The following is a 20,326-nucleotide window of genomic DNA, read 5'->3' on the forward strand; positions in this document are numbered from 1 at the left end:
ACCCCGGCCGCCCGCTCCCGTCGACCTAATTCAAGAGGCTCAGGTCTGCGCCATGTCCACGAAGCGCGAGTAGTGGCCCTGGAACGCGACCGTGATCGTGGCCGTCGGACCGTTACGGTGCTTGCCAACGATGATGTCGGCCTCGCCCGCGCGCGGCGACTCCTTCTCGTACGCGTCCTCACGGTGGAGCAGGATGACCATGTCGGCGTCCTGCTCGATGGAGCCGGACTCACGCAGGTCGGACACCATCGGCTTCTTGTCGGTGCGCTGCTCGGGACCACGGTTCAGCTGTGAGAGCGCGATCACCGGGACCTCGAGCTCCTTCGCCAGCAGCTTCAGGTTTCGGGACATGTCCGAGACCTCCTGCTGACGGCTCTCGGAACGCTTCGAGCCACCGGCCTGCATCAGCTGCAAGTAGTCGATGATCACGAGCTTGATGTCGTTGCGCTGCTTGAGGCGACGGCACTTCGCGCGGATCTCCATCATCGACAGGTTCGGGGAGTCGTCGATGTAGAGCGGCGCGGCCGAGACCTCGGGCATCCGGCGCGCGAGCCGTGTCCAGTCCTCGTCCGTCATCGTGCCGGACCGCATGTGGTGCAGAGCCACCCGCGCCTCGGCCGACAGCAGACGCATCGCGATCTCGTTGCGCCCCATTTCCAGGGAGAAGATGACGCTGGGCAGGTTGTGCTTGATCGACGCCGCGCGGGCGAAGTCGAGCGCCAGCGTGGACTTACCCATGGCGGGACGGGCGGCGATGACGATCATCTGGCCCGGGTGCAGACCGTTGGTCAGCGAGTCGAAGTCGGTGAATCCGGTCGGCACACCGGTCATCTCGCCACTGCGGGAGCCGATCGCCTCAATCTCGTCGAGCGCGCCTTCCATGATGTCGCCGAGCGGGAGGTAGTCCTCGCTGGTGCGCTGCTCGGTGACCGCGTAGATCTCGGCCTGCGCCTTGTTGACGATCTCGTCGACATCGTCGTCGGCCGCGTATCCCATCTGGGTGATCCGCGTACCGGCCTCGACCAGGCGGCGCAGCACGGCCCGCTCGTGGACGATCTCCGCGTAGTACTCCGCGTTGGCCGCGGTCGGGACCGTCTGGACGAGGGTGTGCAGATACGATGCGCCGCCGACCTTGTTGATCTCACCGCGCTTGGTGAGTTCGGCGGCGATGGTGATCGGGTCGGCCGGCTCACCCTTGGCGTAGACGTCGAGGATCGCCTGGAAGATCGTTTCGTGGGCGGGCTTGTAAAAGTCGGCGCCCTTGAGGACCTCGACGACGTCCGCGATGGCGTCCTTCGACAGGAGCATGCCACCGAGCACGGACTGCTCGGCGTCCAGGTCCTGCGGCGGTACGCGCTCGAACGTGGCGGGACCCTCGTCCCAGCCGCTGTCCTCGCGGCCGCGCTCATGCTCGCCACCCTGGCCTCGGCCGCCCTTGCGGTTCTGCCGGGAAGGGGGCAGACGATCACTGGGACCGCTGTCGGCCCAGGGGTCGTCCAAGGGCTCGGAGATACTCACCGGGCCACCTCCTCCCGTCCGCCGAGCGGACCTCGCCGTGCCACTCATTCCTACGGCACGACACTGACAAATCAGGGGGCCCGACTCCGGTTCTGACGCGTCGGTTTTGTGAGGTTTCCGAGGGCGGAAGACACGGGGGGCGCCGCCCCACGTTAGGCGTGCGGGCACCGTCAGCCAATCTGGTTATCCACAGGCGGTGTGGATGACGGGCCTCTCGCTGTGGAGAACCGGGGAAAACCTGTGCACGACCCGGTGGACAGCCCTGTGAACAAGCCCTCAGACACTTCCGCGAATAGGGCTTGACCTGCTGTTTTCCCGTCCACCGGCTGTGCAGAAGAAAAACTTTCCCAGTCGGCGCAAGATCGTCTGAAGTAACGTCCCGCGACACGCGGAAGACGTCCACAAGTAAGGGTCTCAATCGCATTGCATCTCTTACCTGTGGAAGATTAGATTGGTGTGCATGACACAGGCTCCCGCGACGCCCAAGGCTGCCCGACGACGGCACGACCGAGAGATCATCGCCCTCGCCGTTCCCGCCTTCGGCGCGCTCGTCGCCGAGCCCCTCTTCCTCATGGCCGACAGCGCCATCGTCGGCCATCTGGGCACCGCCCAACTGGCGGGACTCGCCATCGCCTCGGCCCTCCTGATGACCGCGGTCAGCATCTTCGTCTTCCTCGCCTACGCGACCACCGCCGCCGTCGCCCGCCGCGTCGGGTCGGGCGATCTGCGCGCCGCGATCCAACAGGGCATGGACGGCATCTGGCTCGCCCTGCTCCTCGGCGCCGCGGTCGTCGCCGTCGTCCTGCCCACCGCCCCCGGCCTGGTGGAGCTCTTCGGCGCATCGGACACCGCAGCCCCGTACGCGATCACGTATCTGCGCATCTCCGCACTCGGCATCCCGGCCATGCTCGTCGTCCTGGCCGCGACCGGCGTCCTGCGCGGCCTTCAGAACACGAAGACCCCGCTGTACGTCGCCATCGGCGGCTTCGTCGCCAACGGCGTGCTCAATGTCGTGCTGGTCTACGGCGCCGGCCTCGGTATCGCGGGTTCCGCGTGGGGCACCGTCATCGCCCAGTTCGCCATGGCCGCGGTCTATCTGGTCGTGGTGGTCCGTGGAGCCCGCCGCCACCACGCATCCCTGCGCCCGGACGCGGCCGGTATCCGCGCCTGTGCCAAGGCAGGGGCGCCCCTCCTGGTCCGTACGATCTCGCTCCGCGCGATCCTGATGATCGCCACGGCGGTCGCGGCCCGACTCGGCGACGCGGATGTGGCCGCTCACCAGATCATCCTGTCCCTGTGGAGCCTGCTGGCGTTCGCGCTGGACGCGATCGCCATCGCGGGGCAGGCGATCATCGGCCGCTACCTCGGCGCCGACGACGCACCAGGGGCACGGGACGTCTGCCGCCGCATGGTGCAGTGGGGCATCGCGGCGGGTGTGGTCCTCGGCGTACTCGTCATCGTCACCCGGCCCCTTTTCGTCCCGCTGTTCACGAGCGACCCGGCCGTCCAGGACGCGGCTCTGCCCGCCCTGATCGTCGTGGCGCTGTCCCAGCCCATCTGCGGCATCGTGTTCGTGCTCGACGGTGTCCTCATGGGTGCCGGCGACGGACCGTACCTGGCCTGGGCCATGCTGCTCACGCTGGCGGTGTTCGCACCGGTGGCCCTGCTGGTGCCGGTCCTCGGCGGTGGTCTGACCGCGGTGTGGGGCGCGATGACCCTGATGATGGCGGTGCGCATGGTGACCCTGTGGGCCCGCTACCGCTCCGGCCGCTGGGCGGTCACGGGCGCGACCCGCTGACGAAGTCGCACCGTTTCACGTGAAACCGGAACCGTGAAACGGCATCGGAAGCCAGCGAACCAGCGAACCAGCGAACCAGCGAACCAGCGAACCAGCGAGTGAGTATCCCGTACCGGCAAGCACGTGGGGCCGCACCCCGAAGGGTGCGGCCCCACATTCGCTTCAGCGCTGCTCAGGGCAGTGCTCAGGCAGCGACGACCTCGACGTTGACCTTGGCGGCAACCTCGGGGTGCAGACGCACGGTCGCCTCGTGGGCGCCCAGCGTCTTGATCGGCGAGCCCAGCTCGACGCGGCGCTTGTCGACCTTCAGGCCACCCGCGGACTCGATCGCCGAAGCGACGTCAGCCTGCGTGACGGAACCGAAGAGACGACCGGCGTCGCCGGAGCGGACGGCCAGACGGACCTTGACGCCCTCGAGCTTGGCCTTGATCTCGTTGGCCTGCTCGATGGTCGCGATCTCGTGGATCTTGCGGGCGCGGCGGATCTGCGCCACGTCCTGCTCGCCACCCTTGGTCCAGCGGATCGCGAAACCACGCGGGACCAGGTAGTTGCGGGCGTACCCGTCCTTGACGTCGACGACGTCACCGGCGGTGCCGAGGCCAGAGACCTCGTGGGTCAGGATGATCTTCATTTTTCGGTCACCCTTCCCTTATCGCGCGGTGGACGTGTAGGGCAGCAGCGCCATCTCACGGCTGTTCTTGACGGCCGTGGCGACGTCACGCTGGTGCTGCGTGCAGTTGCCGGTCACGCGGCGGGCACGGATCTTGCCGCGGTCGGAAATGAACTTCCGCAGCATGTTCGTGTCCTTGTAGTCCACGTACGTGACCTTGTCCTTGCAGAAAGCGCAGACCTTCTTCTTAGGCTTGCGCACAGGCGGCTTCGCCATGGTGTTTCTCCTGTGTGATCAAGAAGTGTGGGGTGAGCCCGTCCTAGAAGGGGGGCTCGTCCGAGTAGCCGCCGCCGGAGCCGCCGGAGCTTCCGCCCCAGCCGCCACCGCCGCCGCCCTGCTGCTGGCCGCCGCCGGCCGGCGCACCGGTCGCCCAGGGTCGTCGGCGGGAGCACCGCCGCCGCCCTGCTGCTGACCGCCACCGGAGCCACCGCTCCAGCCGCCGCCCTGCTGGCCGCCACCGCCGCCGCCGAAGCCGCCGCCCTGGCCACCGCGACCAGTGGTCTTGGTGACCTTGGCCGTGGCGTTCTTCAGGCTGGCGCCGACTTCCTCGACGTCCAGCTCGTAGACCGTGCGCTTGACGCCCTCACGGTCCTCATAGGACCGCTGCTTCAGCCGGCCCTGCACGATGACGCGCATGCCTCGCTGGAGCGACTCCGCGACGTTCTCCGCCGCCTGACGCCAGACCGAGCAGGTCAGGAACAGGCTCTCGCCGTCCTTCCACTCATTGGTCTGCCGGTCGAAGGTGCGGGGAGTGGACGCGACACGGAACTTCGCGACCGCCGCACCGGAGGGGGTGAAGCGCAGCTCGGGGTCGTCGACAAGATTGCCGACGACCGTGATGACGGTCTCGCCTGCCATGGGGTACCTCTCGGCGGGTTTGCTGCGGACTGCTTGCTGCTACTCGAATCCCGAATCCGCTGAACTAGGAAGTTCAGTGGGTCTCGGGGCGGAGGACCTTGGTCCGGAGGACCGACTCGTTCAGGTTCATCTGGCGGTCGAGCTCCTTGACGACCGCAGGCTCGGCCTGCAGGTCGATGACCGAGTAGATGCCCTCGGGCTTCTTCTTGATCTCGTACGAGAGACGACGACGGCCCCAGGTGTCGACCTTCTCGACCTTTCCTTCGCCCTCACGGACGACGGAGAGGAAGTTCTCGATCAGGGGGGCGACAGCGCGCTCCTCCAGATCGGGGTCGAGGATGACCATCACCTCGTAGTGACGCATGTGGAACCCACCTCCTTTGGACTCAGCGGCCACGGTCGTTCCGTGGCAGGAGGGTTGTTATGCGTGAGCAACGGTATCGGCCGCCACTGACAACCGGGCCTCCTGTGGAGAACCCCGCAGTTCAGTGGGTATCTGTCCCTGGTCGGGACGTGGGCAGACACTGATGCAGACGGTACAGACTACCCGCACCTCGGCTTCCGGTTGAAATCCGACAGCGGACGGCCGCAATCTGTACACATCGGGTGTGTAGGGCGCTACGATGCGCCGCCTTCCGCAGGAGGTGCCACATGGCACAAGCAATGCGACCGAACAGCACCACAGTCGGCTCTCTCTTCGCCTCGGACGGGAAATCCCATCCGCTTCCGGACACCCTGCTCGCGGTGACCGCGGTGCTCGGGGCGATCGCGATCATCTCCTCGCTCTGGACCGGCCTCCATCTCCTCAGCTCCTGGGCGGGACTGGTGGGGATCCTGACCGGGGCCTACGGCCAGTTCGTCTCGGAGACGACCCGCGAACGGTTCGGGCTCATCCTGGGCCTCGGCGCCTCGGCCATCGGTTTCTTCATCGGCATGGCTCATGGAGGCCTCTTCGGCGGGGTGATCGGCTGACACCCGGCCATCGGAGGGGCCTGACCTTCCATACGGCCAGTCGGGGCGCTCACAGGGCGCAGTAGGCTTCGGCGCGAGAGCCGGAGCCCCTGTACCCATGGGGACACACCAGCCCGAGGAGCGCCCCGAATGAGCCTGACCCTGAGGACCATCAGCCGAGAGCAGCATCTGGCATATATCCAGAGCCTGCCGTCGGCGAGCCACATGCAGGTCCCCGCATGGGCGGACGTCAAGGCGGAGTGGCGCTCCGAGAACATGGGCTGGTTCGACGACAAGACCGGCGAGATGGTCGGCGCGGGCCTCGTCCTGTACCGCCAGCTGCCCAAGATCAAGCGGTATCTGGCGTACCTGCCCGAGGGTCCGGTCATCAACTGGTACGCGCCGAACCTCGAAGAGTGGCTGCGTCCGATGCTCGCGCATCTGAAGCAGCAGGGCGCCTTCTCCGTGAAGATGGGCCCGCCGGTGATCATCCGCCGCTGGGAGGCCCCTTCCATCAAGAAGGGCATCCAGGACCCGGATGTGAAGCGCCTGCGCGACATCGAGGCGGACTTCATCGAGCCGCGTGCCTTCGAGGTGGCGGACAAGCTGCGCCGCATGGGCTGGCAGCAGGGCGAGGACGGCGGCGCCGGCTTCGGCGACGTGCAGCCCCGCTACGTCTACCAGGTGCCGCTCGCGAACCGCTCCCTGGAAGAGGTCCACAAGAACTTCAACCAGCTGTGGCGCCGCAACATCAAGAAGGCCGAGAAGGCCGGTGTCGAGGTCGTCCAGGGCGGTTACCAGGACCTCGCCGAGTGGCAGCGCCTGTACGAGATCACGGCGGTGCGCGACCACTTCCGGCCGCGTCCGCTCTCGTACTTCGAGCGCATGTGGACGGCCCTCAACACCGAGGACCCCAACCGCATGCGGCTCTACTTCGCGCGCCACAACGGCGTGAACCTGTCGGCCGCGACGATGCTCGTCGTCGGCGGTCACGTCTGGTACTCCTACGGTGCCTCCGACAACATCGGCCGTGAGGTCCGCCCCTCGAACGCGATGCAGTGGCGGATGCTGCGCGACGCGTACGCGCTGGGTGCCACCGTCTACGACCTGCGCGGCATCTCCGACTCGCTGGACGAGACGGACCACCTCTTCGGCCTGATCCAGTTCAAGGTCGGCACGGGCGGCCAGGCCGCCGAGTACCTCGGCGAGTGGGACTTCCCGCTCAACAAGCTGCTGCACAAGGCGCTCGACATCTACATGTCGCGGCGCTGACCACCCGGCACAATCCACGTAGCTCCGTACTCCTCACGAAAGGTTCCGGGACCGGCCATGGCGCTCACGCTGTACGTCGACACCGCGCGCTGGCGGGCACATCACAAGCACGTGCTCGAGCAGTTTCCGGGGCTCGTCCCCGTCTGCAAGGGCAACGGCTACGGCTTCGGTCACGAGCGGCTCGCGGAGGAGGCCACGCGCCTCGGCTCCGACATCCTCGCCGTCGGGACCACGTACGAAGCCGCCCGGATCAAGGACTGGTTCAGCGGTGATCTGCTGGTCCTGACCCCGTTCCGGCGCGGCGAGGAGCCGGTGCCGCTGCCCGACCGCGTCATCCGTTCGGTCTCCTCCGTGGACGGCGTGCACGGCCTCGTCGGCGCCCGTGTCGTCATCGAGGTCATGTCCTCGATGAAGCGGCACGGCGTGAGCGAGCAGGACCTGCCGCAGCTCGCGCACGCCATCCAGGACGTGCGTCTGGAGGGCTTCGCGATCCACCTGCCGCTCGACCGCACCGACGGCTCGGACGCCGTCGAGGAGGTCATCGGCTGGATGGACCGGCTGCGCGCGGCCCGTCTTCAGCTGCACACGATGTTCGTCAGCCACCTCAAGGCCGACGAACTGGCGCGCCTTCAGCAGCAGTTCCCGCAGACCCGCTTCCGCGCGCGGATCGGTACGCGGCTGTGGCTGGGCGACCACGAGGCGACCGAGTACCGCGGCGCCGTCCTGGACGTCACGCGCGTCGCCAAGGGCGACCGGTTCGGCTACCGGCAGCAGAAGGCGGCCTCCGACGGCTGGCTGGTGGTCGTGGCGGGCGGTACGTCGCACGGTGTGGGCCTGGAGGCCCCGAAGGCGCTGCACGGCGTCATGCCGCGCGCCAAGGGCGTCGCCCGGGCCGGCCTCGCGACGGTGAACCGGAACCTGGCGCCGTACGTCTGGGCGGGCAAGCAGCGCTGGTTCGCCGAGCCGCCGCACATGCAGGTGTCGATCCTCTTCGTGCCGTCGGACGCCACCGAGCCGAAGGTGGGCGAGGAGCTGGTGGCCCATCTGCGGCACACGACCACGCAGTTCGACCGGATCGTGGACCGCTGAGCGCAGCCATAGGCGGCACGTACGCGAGAAGGGCCGGACACCTGATGAGGTGTCCGGCCCTTTTCCGCACCGCGGTGCGTTCGCTCAGGGTGAACGGTAGGGATTGGTGTCGTCGGAATCGGGCTCGGCGTCGCGCGGCGCCCGGCCGTGGGGCTGCCCATAAGGCTGCTCGTACGGCTGCTCGGGCGCCTTGCCCCAGTCCACCGTGGGCGGCCGGCCGTCGTGTTCCTGGCCCTGTTCGAGGTGCCACGGCGCGAGGGCGGCATGCCCGACGACGAAGCGGTCCTGCGCACCGTCCAGGACGCCGCCCGACGGATCGTCGTCCCCCGAGCGCCGTACGACGTCGCGCTCGGGCAGCCAGATGTCGCGCACGATGACGGCGCACAGGTACAGCGTCCCCGCGAGGTGGACGGCGATGGCCAGTTGGTAGCCGTCGGTCGGCAGGCCCTGGTGCTTGTCGCCGCTGGTCGTGTACGCGAGGTACAGCCAGATCCCCAGGAAGTACGCGACCTCGCACGCCTGCCAGATCAGGAAGTCCCGCCACTTCGGCCGCGCCAGGGCGGCGAGCGGGATCAGCCACAGGACGTACTGCGGCGAGTAGACCTTGTTGGTGAGGATGAAGGCGGCGACCACCAGGAACGCGAGCTGCGCGAAACGCGGACGGCGCGGCGCGGTCAGCGTCAGGGCGGCGACGCCGAGGCAGGACAGCACCATGAGGGCCGTGGCCAGGGTGTTGACCACATCGGTGTCGAGCGGCGTGTCCATGTGCTGCGAGATGATCAGCCAGAACGAGCCGAAGTCGACGCCGCGTTCCTGGCTGAACGTGTAGAACTTCGACCAGCCCTCGGGCGCGAGGAGCATCACCGGCAGGTTCACGACCAGCCACGAGACGGCCGCGCCGAGCATCGCGGTGCCGAATGCCCGCCACTTCCCGGCCCGCCAGCACAGCACGAACAGCGGGCCGAGCAGCAGTACGGGATAGAGCTTGGCCGCCGTCGCGAGACCGAGCAGCACGCCGAAGGCGAGGGCGCGTCCGCGCGACCACATCAGCATGGCGGCCGCTGTGAGGGCCACGGCGAACAGGTCCCAGTTGATGGTGGCGGTCAGCGCGAACGCGGGCGCGAGGGCCACCAGGAGGCCGTCCCAGGGGCGCCTGCGATGGGTGCGGGTGACGCAGACCGCGATGATCACGGCGCAGATCATCAGCATCCCTGCGTTGACCATCCAGTACACCTGTTCCTGGTGCTGGATGGTGCCGCTGCCGGGTGTCAGCCAGGCGGCGACTTCCATGAACACACCGGTGAGGACCGGGTATTCGAGGTAGTCCATGTCGCCGGACAGCTTGTCGAAGTACGGCACGAGCCCGTCGGCGAAACCGCGTCCCTGGTAGAGATGCGGGATGTCCGAGTAGCAGGCGTGGGTGTACTGCGAGCTCGCCCCGTAGAACCAGGCACCGTCGTAGCAGGGGAACTTCTGCACCATGCCGAGGGCGAACATGCCGAGCATGACGAGCGCGATGACGCGTACGGGGGTCCACCAGGACCGGCCCAGCAGCGCCCGCCGCCCTACGGGTCCGCCGATGAACTCGCTGCCGGCCGCCGCGACCTCGTCTTCCCTGGTCGGTCTCACCAGCTCCGGCTGCTGTGGGTTCGCATGCGTCGTCTCTGCACTGGGCATGCCGCACATCCTGCCGTACGGAGCTGAGAACGGGGCGAGGGCCGCCGCACCCGATCGGTGCGACGGCCCTCGCCTGTCGTGGAACACGCGGTGTTTCACGTGAAACACGCTGCGTTGCCGCTAGCCGGTGCCTCCGAAGAGACCTCCGTTGCCGTTCCCTCTGGAGTTGCCTGAGCCGTCGGTGGTGCTCGCCGACGGCGACGATGTCACTCCGCCGTCGGTGGTCCCTCCGGTGTCGGTACCACCGGTGGCTCCTCCGTCGTTGTTGCAGTTCCAGTCCCACTGGTTGCACGTCTCGCTGGGCGTCGGGGACGCGTGGCCCGGCGGGGTCTTGCTGGGGGACGGGGTCGCCGACTCGGTCTCCGTCGGGGTCGGCGTGGCGGACGGCGTGGGCGTCGGGGACGGGGTGTTGCCGACGATCGTGCCGATCTTCTCCGGCTCGGGGAAGTCGCCGTGGTCCACGCCCTTGAGCGCGGCCGCCATGTAGTCCTTCCAGATCTGCGCCGGGATGTCACCACCGTGGATGGACTCGACACCACCGGTGCCGTTCATGGACAGGAGCTCCTTGCCGTTCGACCGGGGGTCGGTGCGGAACAGCGTGACAGCGGTGGAGAGTTCGGGCGTGTAGCCGACGAACCAGGCGGACTTGTTCTTGTCCGTGGTACCGGTCTTGCCGGCGACGGGGAAGCCGATGTCGGCGACCTTCTTGCCCGTACCGTTCTTCACCACGTTCTGGAGCACGTCGGTGACGTTGTCCGCCACCGACGCATCCATGGCGCGGGTCGGCTTGGGCTCGTCGAATCCGGAGAGCTCGGTGCCCGCCTTGTCGACCACCTTGGTCACGGAGTACGGATCGGTGTGCTGCCCCGACGTGGCGAACGACCCGTACGCGTCGGCCATGCGGATGGCGCTCGGCGTGGACGTACCCAGCGAGAACGAGGCGTTCCGCAGGTTCCCCTGGTCGAAGCTCGACTCGAGGATGCCCATCTTCTTGGCCATCTCGCGCGTCTTGTCGAGGCCGACGTCGATGCCGAGCTGCACGAACGGCGTGTTGATCGACTGTTCCATCGCCTTGCGGAGCGTGACGTTGCCCCAGGCCTTCGTGCCCTCGTTCTTCTGCCGGAACGGGGTGCCGTCGGCGGCGCGGATGGGGTCGCCGTTGCGGTCCTTGATGATGGCGAGGTCGTTGCCGTTGTACCGGCTCAGGGGCGAGATCCCGTCACCGTCCGACTTGTAGGTCCCGTACTCCATCGCCGAGGCGAGGACGATCGGCTTCCACGTCGAACCGACCGGGACACCCGCGGTGTTCGCGTTGTTCGTGTAGTGGTCCTTGTCGTAGCCAGCGCCGCCGTACAGCGCGACGATCTTGCCGGTGTCCGGCTCCACGGAACCGGCACCGAACTGGACGTACTTGTCCTTGGACCGGTGCTTCGGGTCCAGGAAGCTCTTCTCGGTGGCCTTGACCGCCTTCTCGAGCTCTCCGACCTTCTTCTTGTTGAAGGTCGTGTAGACCTTGTAGCCGCCCTTTTCGAGGTCCTCGGGCGAGATCTTGCTCTTCTTCGTGACGTAGTCCTTGGCGATGTCCACCAGGTAACCCGTCTGCCCGGAGAGCGCGGACTTCTGCTTCTTGATCTTCGGGAAGCCCTTGAGGCTGTCGCGCTTGGCCTGGGTCATGTTGCCGACCTCGACCTCACGGTCGGCGATCCACTTCCAGCGTCCCTTGGCGCGCTCCGTGTTGAGCTGCTGCGTCGCGTTCTGGCCGATGCCGCCGTCGGGGTTGTAGAGGTTCGGGCCCTTGAGCACCGACGCCAGGAAGATGCTCTGCTCCTCGGTGAGCTTCTTGGCCTCGACGCCGAAGTAGGCGTTCGCGGCGGCCTGGATGCCGTACGCGTTGCGCCCGAAGTACGCGGTGTTGAGGTAGCCCTGGAGGATGTCGTCCTTGTCGACCGTGGCGCCCACCTTCACCGAGATGAAGAGTTCCTTGGCCTTACGGGAGATCGACTGGGACTGGTCGTCCAGCATCGCGTTCTTCACGTACTGCTGGGTGATGGTCGAGCCGCCCTGGGTCTCACCGCCCTTGGCCATGTTGAACATGGCACGCGCGATGCCCATCGGGTCGACGCCCGAGTCGTCGTAGAACGAGGCGTTCTCCGCCGAGATGATCGCCCTCCGCATGGACTTCGGAATGTCCGCGAGGTCCACGATCTGACGGTTCTGCTGCCCGCCCGTAGCGGCCATCTGCGTGCCGTCGTCCCAGTAGAAGACGTTCGACTGGGCCTGGGCGGCCTCCGCCTCGACCGGTACCGACACGATCAGCAGGCCGATGCCGAACGCTCCTATCCCCAGGAGCATGAAGCCGAAGCACGTACCGACGACCTGCTTCCACGACGGCACGAAACGGGCCAGCCCGTACTTGCCGGAGCGGGGATAGTCGATAAACCTCTTCTTCTCCGGGCGGCCTCTGCCGCGGCCGGGACCGTTCGGTCCACCGGGACCGCCACCGCCACGACGGCCGCCGCCACCACCGGCGCCACCGCGCCCGCCGCCGTCGGGAGCCCGACGTCTGCTTCCAGTGCTGCGCTGGGCCGACCGGCGCGCTTCCGCCCGGCCACCCCACTGACTCTCCTCGCCCGCATTGCCGTACGAGCCCGATGAACTCGGGGCGCCGTAGGAATCGGACGGCGATCCGGTGCTGCCGCGCGGGGCCGCGCGGCGGCCCGACGGTGCTCCGGACGCTCCGCGACGGGCCGCGGCGCGCCCGCCGCCCTGCGGCTGCGGCGGCTTGCGACGGTGCTCGCTCATCGAACGACTACTCCTCGGGCAGGCGCGGCATCGCGCGCCTGGAAACGGCGTCTGGTTTCCGGTCCCCCCGAAATACGGATGCGCCTCTATCGGCACTCACCCGCACTGCACCAGGGACGACGACGCCCCCACGCGTCACTTGGTTCCCGGTGTTTTGCATGGCGGACAGACTACGCACCGTCAAAACCCACCTAGGGCCGAAGTTCACCCCAAATCAGGCAAGTTGCTTCCTACGAATCGGTGATGTGACGCCGTTCACCGTGATCCCCCTTGTCGCAATCGCAGGGTCGTTCTATCGTCGAGATGTATCGAGTCGATACATCAGCACGACATAAAGAGTCGATACACGGACCCGCGACAGTGAGGAGGCGACCATGAGCCGGCGCTCCGGCATCCTTGAGTTCGCCGTACTCGGCCTGCTCCGCGAGTCCCCGATGCACGGCTATGAGCTGCGCAAACGACTCAACACGTCGCTGGGGGTCTTCCGCGCCTTCAGCTACGGGACGCTGTACCCCTGTCTCAAGACGCTGGTCGCCAACGGCTGGTTGATCGAGGAACCGGGCACGGGTCCCGCCGACACTCCTGCCGCTCCACTCGCAGGACGTCGCGCCAAAATCGTCTATCGGTTGACGGCGGAAGGTAAGGAACACTTCGAGGACCTGCTCTCGCAGACCGGCCCCGATGCGTATGAGGACGAGCACTTCGCCGCGCGATTCGCCTTCTTCGGGCAGACGTCGCGCGACGTACGTATGCGCGTCCTCGAGGGCCGTCGCAGCCGGCTGGAGGAGCGTCTGGAGAAGATGCGCCTCTCCTTCGCCCGCACCCGGGAGCGCCTCGACGACTACACGCTCGAGCTTCAGCGACACGGCATGGAGTCCGTGGAGCGCGAAGTGCGCTGGCTGAACGAGCTCATCGAGAGCGAGCGCGCGGGCCGCGACCAACGGAGCTCCGGCCCGGACGGCGCGGCTCGGCAGGACACATCTGGAGAGACGGGCGGCCTGCCCCGGCACCGGGACAGCACCCGGCCGGATCCGTCCGACGACACCGACACGTGAAGTCCGCTCAGGACTTCACCGAGTACACACAGGGAGCAACCGGAATGGGTTCGGTTCGCGTAGCCATCGTCGGCGTGGGCAACTGCGCCGCCTCGCTGGTTCAGGGCGTCGAGTTCTACAAGGACGCTGACCCGGAGACCAAGGTCCCCGGCCTCATGCACGTCCAGTTCGGCGACTACCACGTCGGCGACGTCGAGTTCGTCGCCGCGTTCGACGTCGACGCGAAGAAGGTCGGCCTCGACCTCGCGGACGCCATCGGCGCCTCCGAGAACAACACGATCAAGATCTGCGACGTCCCGAACACGGGTGTCCAGGTCCAGCGTGGCCACACCCTCGACGGTCTGGGCAAGTACTACCGCGAGACGATCGAGGAGTCCTCCGAGGCCCCGGTCGACGTCGTCCAGATCCTCAAGGACAAGCAGGTCGACGTTCTCGTCTGCTACCTGCCCGTGGGCTCCGAGGACGCGGCGAAGTTCTACGCGCAGTGCGCCATCGACGCCAAGGTCGCGTTCGTCAACGCTCTGCCGGTCTTCATCGCCGGTACCAAGGAGTGGGCGGACAAGTTCACCGAGGCGGGCGTCCCGATCGTCGGCGACGACATCAAGTCGCAGGTCGGCGCGACCATCACGCACCGCGTGATGGCGAAGCTGTTCGAGGACCGCGGTGTCCGTCTTGAGCGCACCATGCAGCTCAACGTGGGCGGCAACATGGACTTCAAGAACATGCTCGAGCGTGACCGCCTCGAGTCGAAGAAGATCTCGAAGACGCAGGCCGTCACCTCGCAGATCCGCGACCGCGAGCTGGGCGACAAGAACGTCCACATCGGCCCGTCCGACTACGTCGCGTGGCTCGACGACCGCAAGTGGGCCTACGTCCGCCTCGAGGGCCGTGCCTTCGGCGAGGTCCCGCTGAACCTCGAGTACAAGCTCGAGGTCTGGGACTCCCCGAACTCGGCGGGTGTCATCATCGACGCCGTGCGCGCCGCGAAGATCGCCAAGGACCGCGGTATCGGCGGCCCGATCCTCTCCGCGTCCTCGTACTTCATGAAGTCCCCGCCGGTGCAGTACTTCGACGACGAGGCCTACGAGAACGTCGAGAAGTTCATCAAGGGCGAGGTCGAGCGCTGACCTACCCCGACGGGCGGCTGCTTCACTGTTTCACGTGAAACAGCCGCTGCCTGAGGGTTGTTGAGGCCCCCGGTTCGCACACGTCGTGCGGCCGGGGGCCTCACTCGTATGTGAGGCTGTGCCCCATGGCTGTCGTCCGTGACCTGCGCGTACTGCTGCGCCTGCGCGACTTCAGGCGCCTGCTCACGCTGCGGCTGCTGTCCCAGGGCGCCGACGGCGTCTACCAGGTCGCCCTCGCCACCTACGTCGTCTTCTCCCCGGAGAAGCAGGCCTCGCCCGCCGCGATCGCCTCCGCGATGGCGGTTCTGCTGCTGCCGTACTCACTCGTGGGACCGTTCGCCGGCGTGCTGCTCGACCGCTGGCGCCGCCGCCAGGTCTTCCTCTACGGCAATCTGCTGCGCGTGCTCCTCGCGTCGGCGACGGCCGTCCTGATGCTGACCAACGCGCCGGACTGGCTCTTCTACGCCTCCGCCCTGTGCGTCACCGCGGTCAACCGGTTCGTGCTCTCCGGGCTCTCGGCCGCGTTGCCACGCGTCGTCGACTCCGACCGTCTCGTGATGGCGAACTCCCTCTCCCCGACCGCGGGCACGCTCGCCGCCACACTGGGCGGCGGTCTCGCCTTCGGTGTGCGCATCGTCGCCTCCGACTCGGACGCCGCCGTCGTGCTCCTCGGGGCGGCCCTCTACCTCTGTGCGGCGCTCGCGTCCCTGCGCATGGACGTACAACTCCTCGGACCCGAACCTGAGTTGGTTCAGGCACGCCTGAGCACCGCGCTGTCCGGCACCGCACGGGACCTGCTCTCCGGCGTACGCCACCTCGCCTCCCGCCCGGCCGCGGCGCGCGCTCTGGGGGCCATGACGGCGATGCGGTTCTGCTACGGCGCCCTGCTCGTCATGGTGCTGATGCTGTGCCGGTACGCGTGGTCGTCCACGGAGTCCGAGGGCCTGGCGCTGCTGGGTCTCGCGGTCGGTATCTCAGGCGCGGGCTTCTTCGTCTCGGCCGTCATCACCCCGACGGGGGTGGGGCGCTTCGGCGCCGGCGGCTGGATCACGCTCTGCGCCGGGGTCGCGGCCGTCCTGGAACTCGCCCTGGGCCTGACCTTCGCGCCGGCGCCGATACTGGTGGCCGCGTTCGTCCTGGGCCTCACCACGCAGGGCGCGAAGATCGCCACCGACACGGTCATCCAGTCCTCCGTGGAGGACGGCTTCCGGGGCCGGATCTTCTCCGTCTACGACGTGCTGTTCAACGTCGCCTTCGTCGGCGCGGCCGGAGTGGCCGCGCTGATGCTGCCGCCCGACGGGCGCTCGGTCCCTCTCGTGATCCTGGTCGCGACCCTCTACGGAGCGGTCGCCCTGGCGATGACCCGTTCCCGGCGGCGGTGAGGACGACGGCCAGGGCGGCGATGTTTCACGTGAAACATCGCTGTCCCTCACACAGGAGGCGTCATGACTCGGGGCTCTGTTTCACGTGAAACAGAGCCCCGAGTCATGATGTGCGATCAGCCCTGCGAGCTCTCGGCCCACCACTCCTTGAGCGCCGCCACGGCCGCGTCGTGCTCCATCGGCCCGTTCTCCAGACGCAGTTCCAGCAGGAACTTGTAGGCCTGCCCGATCACCGGGCCCGGCCTGACATCCAGGATCTCCATGATCTGGTTGCCGTCGAGGTCCGGGCGGATCGAGTCCAGCTCCTCCTGCTCCTGAAGCCGCTCGATCCGCTCTTCCAGGCCGTCGTAGGCGCGCGACAAGGTGTTGGCCTTGCGCTTGTTGCGGGTCGTGCAGTCGGAACGGGTCAGCTTGTGCAGCCGGCCCAGCAGGGGACCGGCGTCCCGGACATAGCGACGCACGGCGGAGTCCGTCCACTCACCGGTGCCGTACCCGTGGAAGCGCAGGTGCAGCTCGACGAGACGGGAGACGTCCTTCACGAGCTCGTTCGAGTACTTGAGCGCGGTCATGCGCTTCTTCGTCATCTTGGCGCCGACCACCTCGTGGTGGTGGAAGGAGACCCGGCCGTCCTTCTCGAACCGGCGGGTGCGCGGCTTGCCGATGTCGTGCAGCAGCGCCGCGAGACGCAGGGTCAGGTCGGGGCCGTCGGTCTCCAGCGCCATCGCCTGTTCGAGGACGATCAGCGTGTGGTCGTAGACGTCCTTGTGGCGGTGGTGCTCGTCCCGCTCGAGGCGCAGGGCGGGCAGCTCGGGCAGGACGTAGTCGGCGATGCCGGTGTCGACGAGCAGGGACAGGCCCTTGCGCGGGTGAGCGGAGAGGATCAGCTTGTTCAGCTCGTCCCGGACGCGCTCCGCCGAGACGATCTCGATCCGCCCGGCCATCTCCTTCATCGCGGCGACGACGTCGGGTGCCACCTCGAAGTCGAGCTGAGCGGCGAAGCGGGCGGCCCGCATCATCCGCAGCGGGTCGTCCGAGAACGAGTCCTCCGGCGTGCCCGGTGTACGCAGCACACGCTCGGACAGGTCCCCGATGCCGCCGTACGGATCGATGAAGTCCTTCGCCGGAAGCGCCACGGCCATCGCGTTGACCGTGAAGTCACGGCGGACGAGGTCCTCCTCGATCGAATCGCCGTACGAGACCTCGGGCTTGCGCGAGGTCCTGTCGTACGCCTCCGACCGGTAGGTCGTGACCTCGATCTGGTACCCGTCCTTCTGGCAGCCGACGGTGCCGAACGCGATCCCGACCTCCCACAGCGCGTCGGCCCACGGGCGGACGATTTTCAGAACGTCCTCGGGGCGGGCGTCGGTCGTGAAGTCCAGGTCGTTGCCGAGCCGCCCGAGCAGTGCGTCCCGGACCGAACCGCCGACCAGGGCGAGAGAGAACCCGGCCTCCTGGAAGCGGCGGGCGAGGTCGTCTGCGACAGGCGAGACCCGCAGCAGCTCGCTGACCGCGAGACGCTGCACCTGGCTCAGGGCACTGGGGTTGTCTTCATTGGCGTTCGGCACAACAGGACAGGGTACGTGGCTCGGGCGGCCCGAGCCGAACCGTTTGCCGGGGTCGCGGCACGGCCGCCGGGGCGGCCCCCTACCCTGGCCCCACGATCTTGTGCGGCAGACCCGGGCACTCAGCCACAATGCTCCTCGTTACCATGCGTGGACACATCTGCGACCACTGACGACGACGAGGGACGGACGAGCGCGTGGCCGAGGCGGCAGACTTCCCAGGGGTGACTCCCTCACCTGCCCGCCGACTGCTGCGGCGCAGCGGAGCCCTATTGGCCGCCGCACCGCTGCTGGCGAGCCTTCCTCTGCTGCCCGCCGCCGCTCCCGCCGCGGCCGCGACCCCGAAGACGGCCACCGCCGCGGCGACCGGCACGAGCACGGTCGACGTGGCCGTGAACAAGCTGTCGCCCAGCGCGCCGACCGAGGACGACACCATCACCGTCGTCGGCAAGATCACCAACAACGGCAGGCAGGCCGTCACCGACGCCCACGTGGCGCTGCGGGTGGGCGCCGCCTACGGACGCCGCACCGCGATCGACGAGGCCGCGAGGAGCGGCACGGGCGGCGCCCCCGACGGCAGGGAAGTCGCGAGCAAGTACGCCCGGAAGGTCGCCGAGCTGGCGCCCGGCGCCACCCAGGACTTCACCCTCTCCGTGCCCGCCAAGGCGCTGGAGCTCGGCGCCGACGGGGTCTACCAGATCAGCGTCGCGCTGATGGGGCAGACGGTCACGCAGCCCTACGCGCAGACGCTCGGCATCCAGCGCACCTTCCTTCCCTGGCAGCCCGCGGGCGCCGGCACGAGGACGAAGACGACGGTCCTGTGGCCGCTGATCTCCGAAACGCATCTCACGGCGGAGACCGGCACCGACGAGGAGCAGACCCCCGTCTTCGACGACAACAGCCTCGCGAAGCAGATCGGCCCCGGCGGCCGGCTCCAGCAGATGCTGGCGCTCGGCAGCGACCTCGACGTCACCTGGGTGATCGACCCCGACCTGCTGGCCTCGGTCGACGCGATGACGGAGTCGTACAAGATCAAGGGAGCCGACGGGCGGCTCACCTCGGGCAAGAACCAGGCGACGGCCAAGCAGTGGCTGAGCGACCTACAGGCCGCCGTGCAGGACCACAAAGTCGTCACGCTGCCGTTCGCCGACCCGGATCTCGCCTCGCTCGCGCACACCGGGACGAAGGTCACCGGGTCCCTCAGCCACCTCAAGGACGCCACGGACGCCGCCGTGCAGACCGTGGACACGATCCTGCACATGAAGCCGGACACGTCCTACGCGTGGCCCGCCGAGGGCGCCGTCGACCCGGACATCGTCAAGGTCGCCACCTCCGCGGGCGCCGACAAGATCATCGCGCGCAGCGACACCTTCCCCGAGAAGGACAGCCTGACGTACTCGCCGTCCGCCGCGCGCCCCATCGGCGGCGGTGCCACGGCCGTCGTCGCCGACGCGCGACTGTCGACCGCCTTCGCGTCGGACATGACGCGGGCCGAGAGCTCCACGCTCGCCGTGCAGCGGTTCCTGGCCCAGAGCCTGATGCTGAACCTCCAGACGGACAAGCAGCGCAGTGTCGTGCTGGCCCCGCAGCGCATGCCCACGGCCAGCCAGGCCCAGACGATGGCGCAGGCCCTTCACGTGCTCCAGGACGGCACCTGGTCGCAGTCCCAGAGCCTGTCCGCGGCCGCCGCCGCCAAGCCCGACCCCGACGCCTCCACGCGGGTGCCGTCCGCGCGCTCGTACCCGAAGTCGCTGCGCAAGCAGGAGCTCTCGGACGCGGCGTTCCGGCAGATGCAGAACACCCAGCGCGAGCTGGAGAACTTCAAGGTCGTCCTCACCGACGAGTCCCGGGTGGTGACGCCGTTCGGCCGGGCGATGGATCGGGAGATGTCGACGTCCTGGCGCGGCAGGGCCAAGGCGTCCGCGACCCTCCGGAACAGCGTCGGGGGGTACCTGTCCGGTCTCACCGAGCAGGTGGCGCTGATCGACAAGTCCACGGTGCGGCTCTCCGGGCGCAGCGCCACCATCCCGGTGTCGGTCCAGAACAACCTGTGGCAGGACGTCGACCACTTGGTCCTCCGGCTCACCTCCGGCAACGGCACCCGCCTCAAGATCGGTGGCAGCACCTGGCAGGACCAGCAGGTGAAGGTCGCCAGCGGGCACAGCCAGTCCGTGAAGTTCACCACCACGGCCAAGGCCACGGGCCCGATCACGGTCTACGCCCAGCTGTTCACCGAGGACGGCCACCCCTACGGCGACCGTGTCCCCTTCACCGTCGAGGCCACCGAGGTCACCCCCACGGTGATGCTGGTCATCGCCGGCGGCTTCCTGCTGCTGGTCCTGGCCGGGTTCCGGATGTACACACAGCGCAAGCGTGCCGCCGCCGCCAAGCCCGCCGAGGACACCCCCGAGGGTGACTCCGCAGCGGCGGCGCAGGACGAGCCGGAGGACGAGTCGGCGCCCACCACCCGGGCAGACGTTCCGCAGCAGCCGAGTGACCCGACGGCTGACACCGCTTCGGAAAGCACGGCCCCGTCGGGCCCGGGTGAGAGAGTGGACCGTTGAG

At 68.1% G+C, this 20,326-nt stretch carries 15 protein-coding genes and 1 pseudogene; 8 read left to right on the top strand and 8 right to left on the bottom strand.

Features of this window, described 5'->3' with window-relative positions; translation table 11 throughout:
- Nucleotides 1–39 precede the first annotated feature (39 nt).
- Nucleotides 40–1,518: a replicative DNA helicase gene (gene dnaB / locus V2W30_RS19920; RefSeq protein ID WP_338698359.1), complete on the bottom strand. Its 1,479-nt coding sequence runs from the start codon at nt 1,516–1,518 to the stop codon at nt 40–42.
- 460 nt (nt 1,519–1,978) lie between these two features.
- Between dnaB and V2W30_RS19925 the strand changes: the two genes are divergently transcribed.
- Complete coding sequence (locus V2W30_RS19925; protein ID WP_338698360.1) at nt 1,979–3,316, top strand: MATE family efflux transporter; 1,338 nt, start codon at nt 1,979–1,981, stop codon at nt 3,314–3,316.
- A 184-nt stretch (nt 3,317–3,500) separates the two neighbouring features.
- Here the strand turns inward: V2W30_RS19925 and rplI are convergent, their stop codons facing one another.
- The 4 genes and pseudogenes from rplI to rpsF all read right to left on the bottom strand — a co-directional run bounded on the left by rplI (nt 3,501) and on the right by rpsF (nt 5,208).
- A complete protein-coding gene (gene rplI / locus V2W30_RS19930; protein WP_338698361.1) occupies nt 3,501–3,947 on the bottom strand; it encodes a 50S ribosomal protein L9 in 447 nt (148 codons plus the stop codon).
- An 18-nt stretch (nt 3,948–3,965) separates the two neighbouring features.
- Nucleotides 3,966–4,202 carry a 30S ribosomal protein S18 gene (gene rpsR / locus V2W30_RS19935; RefSeq protein WP_003949403.1) on the bottom strand — a complete coding sequence of 79 codons (237 nt, stop codon included), beginning with the start codon at nt 4,200–4,202 and terminating at the stop codon, nt 3,966–3,968.
- A 43-nt stretch (nt 4,203–4,245) separates the two neighbouring features.
- Nucleotides 4,246–4,844: pseudogene (locus V2W30_RS19940) on the bottom strand (single-stranded DNA-binding protein).
- 73 nt (nt 4,845–4,917) lie between these two features.
- Entirely contained in the window at nt 4,918–5,208 is a 291-nt protein-coding gene (gene rpsF, locus V2W30_RS19945; protein ID WP_338698363.1) for a 30S ribosomal protein S6, read from the bottom strand.
- 287 nt (nt 5,209–5,495) lie between these two features.
- Between rpsF and V2W30_RS19950 the strand changes: the two genes are divergently transcribed.
- From V2W30_RS19950 to V2W30_RS19960, 3 genes are all read left to right on the top strand, one after another.
- Nucleotides 5,496–5,816 (top strand): hypothetical protein, encoded by a 321-nt coding sequence (locus V2W30_RS19950; RefSeq protein ID WP_338698364.1) that lies wholly within the window; start codon nt 5,496–5,498, stop codon nt 5,814–5,816.
- 129 nt (nt 5,817–5,945) lie between these two features.
- Entirely contained in the window at nt 5,946–7,067 is a 1,122-nt protein-coding gene (femX, locus tag V2W30_RS19955) for a peptidoglycan bridge formation glycyltransferase FemX (RefSeq protein WP_338698365.1), read from the top strand.
- A 57-nt stretch (nt 7,068–7,124) separates the two neighbouring features.
- The gene (locus tag V2W30_RS19960; protein WP_338698366.1) at nt 7,125–8,156 is read left to right on the top strand and encodes an alanine racemase; all 1,032 of its coding nucleotides are present in this window, start codon (nt 7,125–7,127) and stop codon (nt 8,154–8,156) included.
- An 84-nt stretch (nt 8,157–8,240) separates the two neighbouring features.
- Here the strand turns inward: V2W30_RS19960 and V2W30_RS19965 are convergent, their stop codons facing one another.
- Complete coding sequence (locus V2W30_RS19965; protein WP_338703698.1) at nt 8,241–9,842, bottom strand: glycosyltransferase family 87 protein; 1,602 nt, start codon at nt 9,840–9,842, stop codon at nt 8,241–8,243.
- A gap of 111 nt (nt 9,843–9,953) precedes the next feature.
- Nucleotides 9,954–12,635: a transglycosylase domain-containing protein gene (locus V2W30_RS19970; RefSeq protein WP_338698367.1), complete on the bottom strand. Its 2,682-nt coding sequence runs from the start codon at nt 12,633–12,635 to the stop codon at nt 9,954–9,956.
- Between the two features lie 374 nt (nt 12,636–13,009).
- Between V2W30_RS19970 and V2W30_RS19975 the strand changes: the two genes are divergently transcribed.
- The 3 genes from V2W30_RS19975 to V2W30_RS19985 all read left to right on the top strand — a co-directional run bounded on the left by V2W30_RS19975 (nt 13,010) and on the right by V2W30_RS19985 (nt 16,199).
- Nucleotides 13,010–13,690, top strand: a complete 681-nt coding sequence (locus V2W30_RS19975) for a PadR family transcriptional regulator (RefSeq protein ID WP_338698368.1) — start codon at nt 13,010–13,012, stop codon at nt 13,688–13,690.
- Between the two features lie 44 nt (nt 13,691–13,734).
- Nucleotides 13,735–14,817 carry an inositol-3-phosphate synthase gene (locus V2W30_RS19980; protein WP_338698369.1) on the top strand — a complete coding sequence of 361 codons (1,083 nt, stop codon included), beginning with the start codon at nt 13,735–13,737 and terminating at the stop codon, nt 14,815–14,817.
- Nucleotides 14,818–14,942: 125 nt separating this feature from the next.
- The gene (locus V2W30_RS19985; protein ID WP_338698370.1) at nt 14,943–16,199 is read left to right on the top strand and encodes an MFS transporter; all 1,257 of its coding nucleotides are present in this window, start codon (nt 14,943–14,945) and stop codon (nt 16,197–16,199) included.
- Nucleotides 16,200–16,315: 116 nt separating this feature from the next.
- Here V2W30_RS19985 and V2W30_RS19990 read toward each other — a convergent pair whose 3' ends face one another.
- Nucleotides 16,316–17,764 (bottom strand): CCA tRNA nucleotidyltransferase, encoded by a 1,449-nt coding sequence (locus V2W30_RS19990; protein WP_338698371.1) that lies wholly within the window; start codon nt 17,762–17,764, stop codon nt 16,316–16,318.
- Nucleotides 17,765–17,958: 194 nt separating this feature from the next.
- On the opposite strand from V2W30_RS19990, the gene V2W30_RS19995 reads away from it, so the two are divergent.
- Entirely contained in the window at nt 17,959–20,325 is a 2,367-nt protein-coding gene (locus V2W30_RS19995; RefSeq protein WP_338698372.1) for a DUF6049 family protein, read from the top strand.
- Nucleotide 20,326 lies beyond the last annotated feature (1 nt).

This window comes from Streptomyces sp. Q6 (assembly GCF_036967205.1).
In the GTDB taxonomy this organism is placed as follows: Bacteria; Actinomycetota; Actinomycetes; order Streptomycetales; family Streptomycetaceae; genus Streptomyces; species Streptomyces citrinus.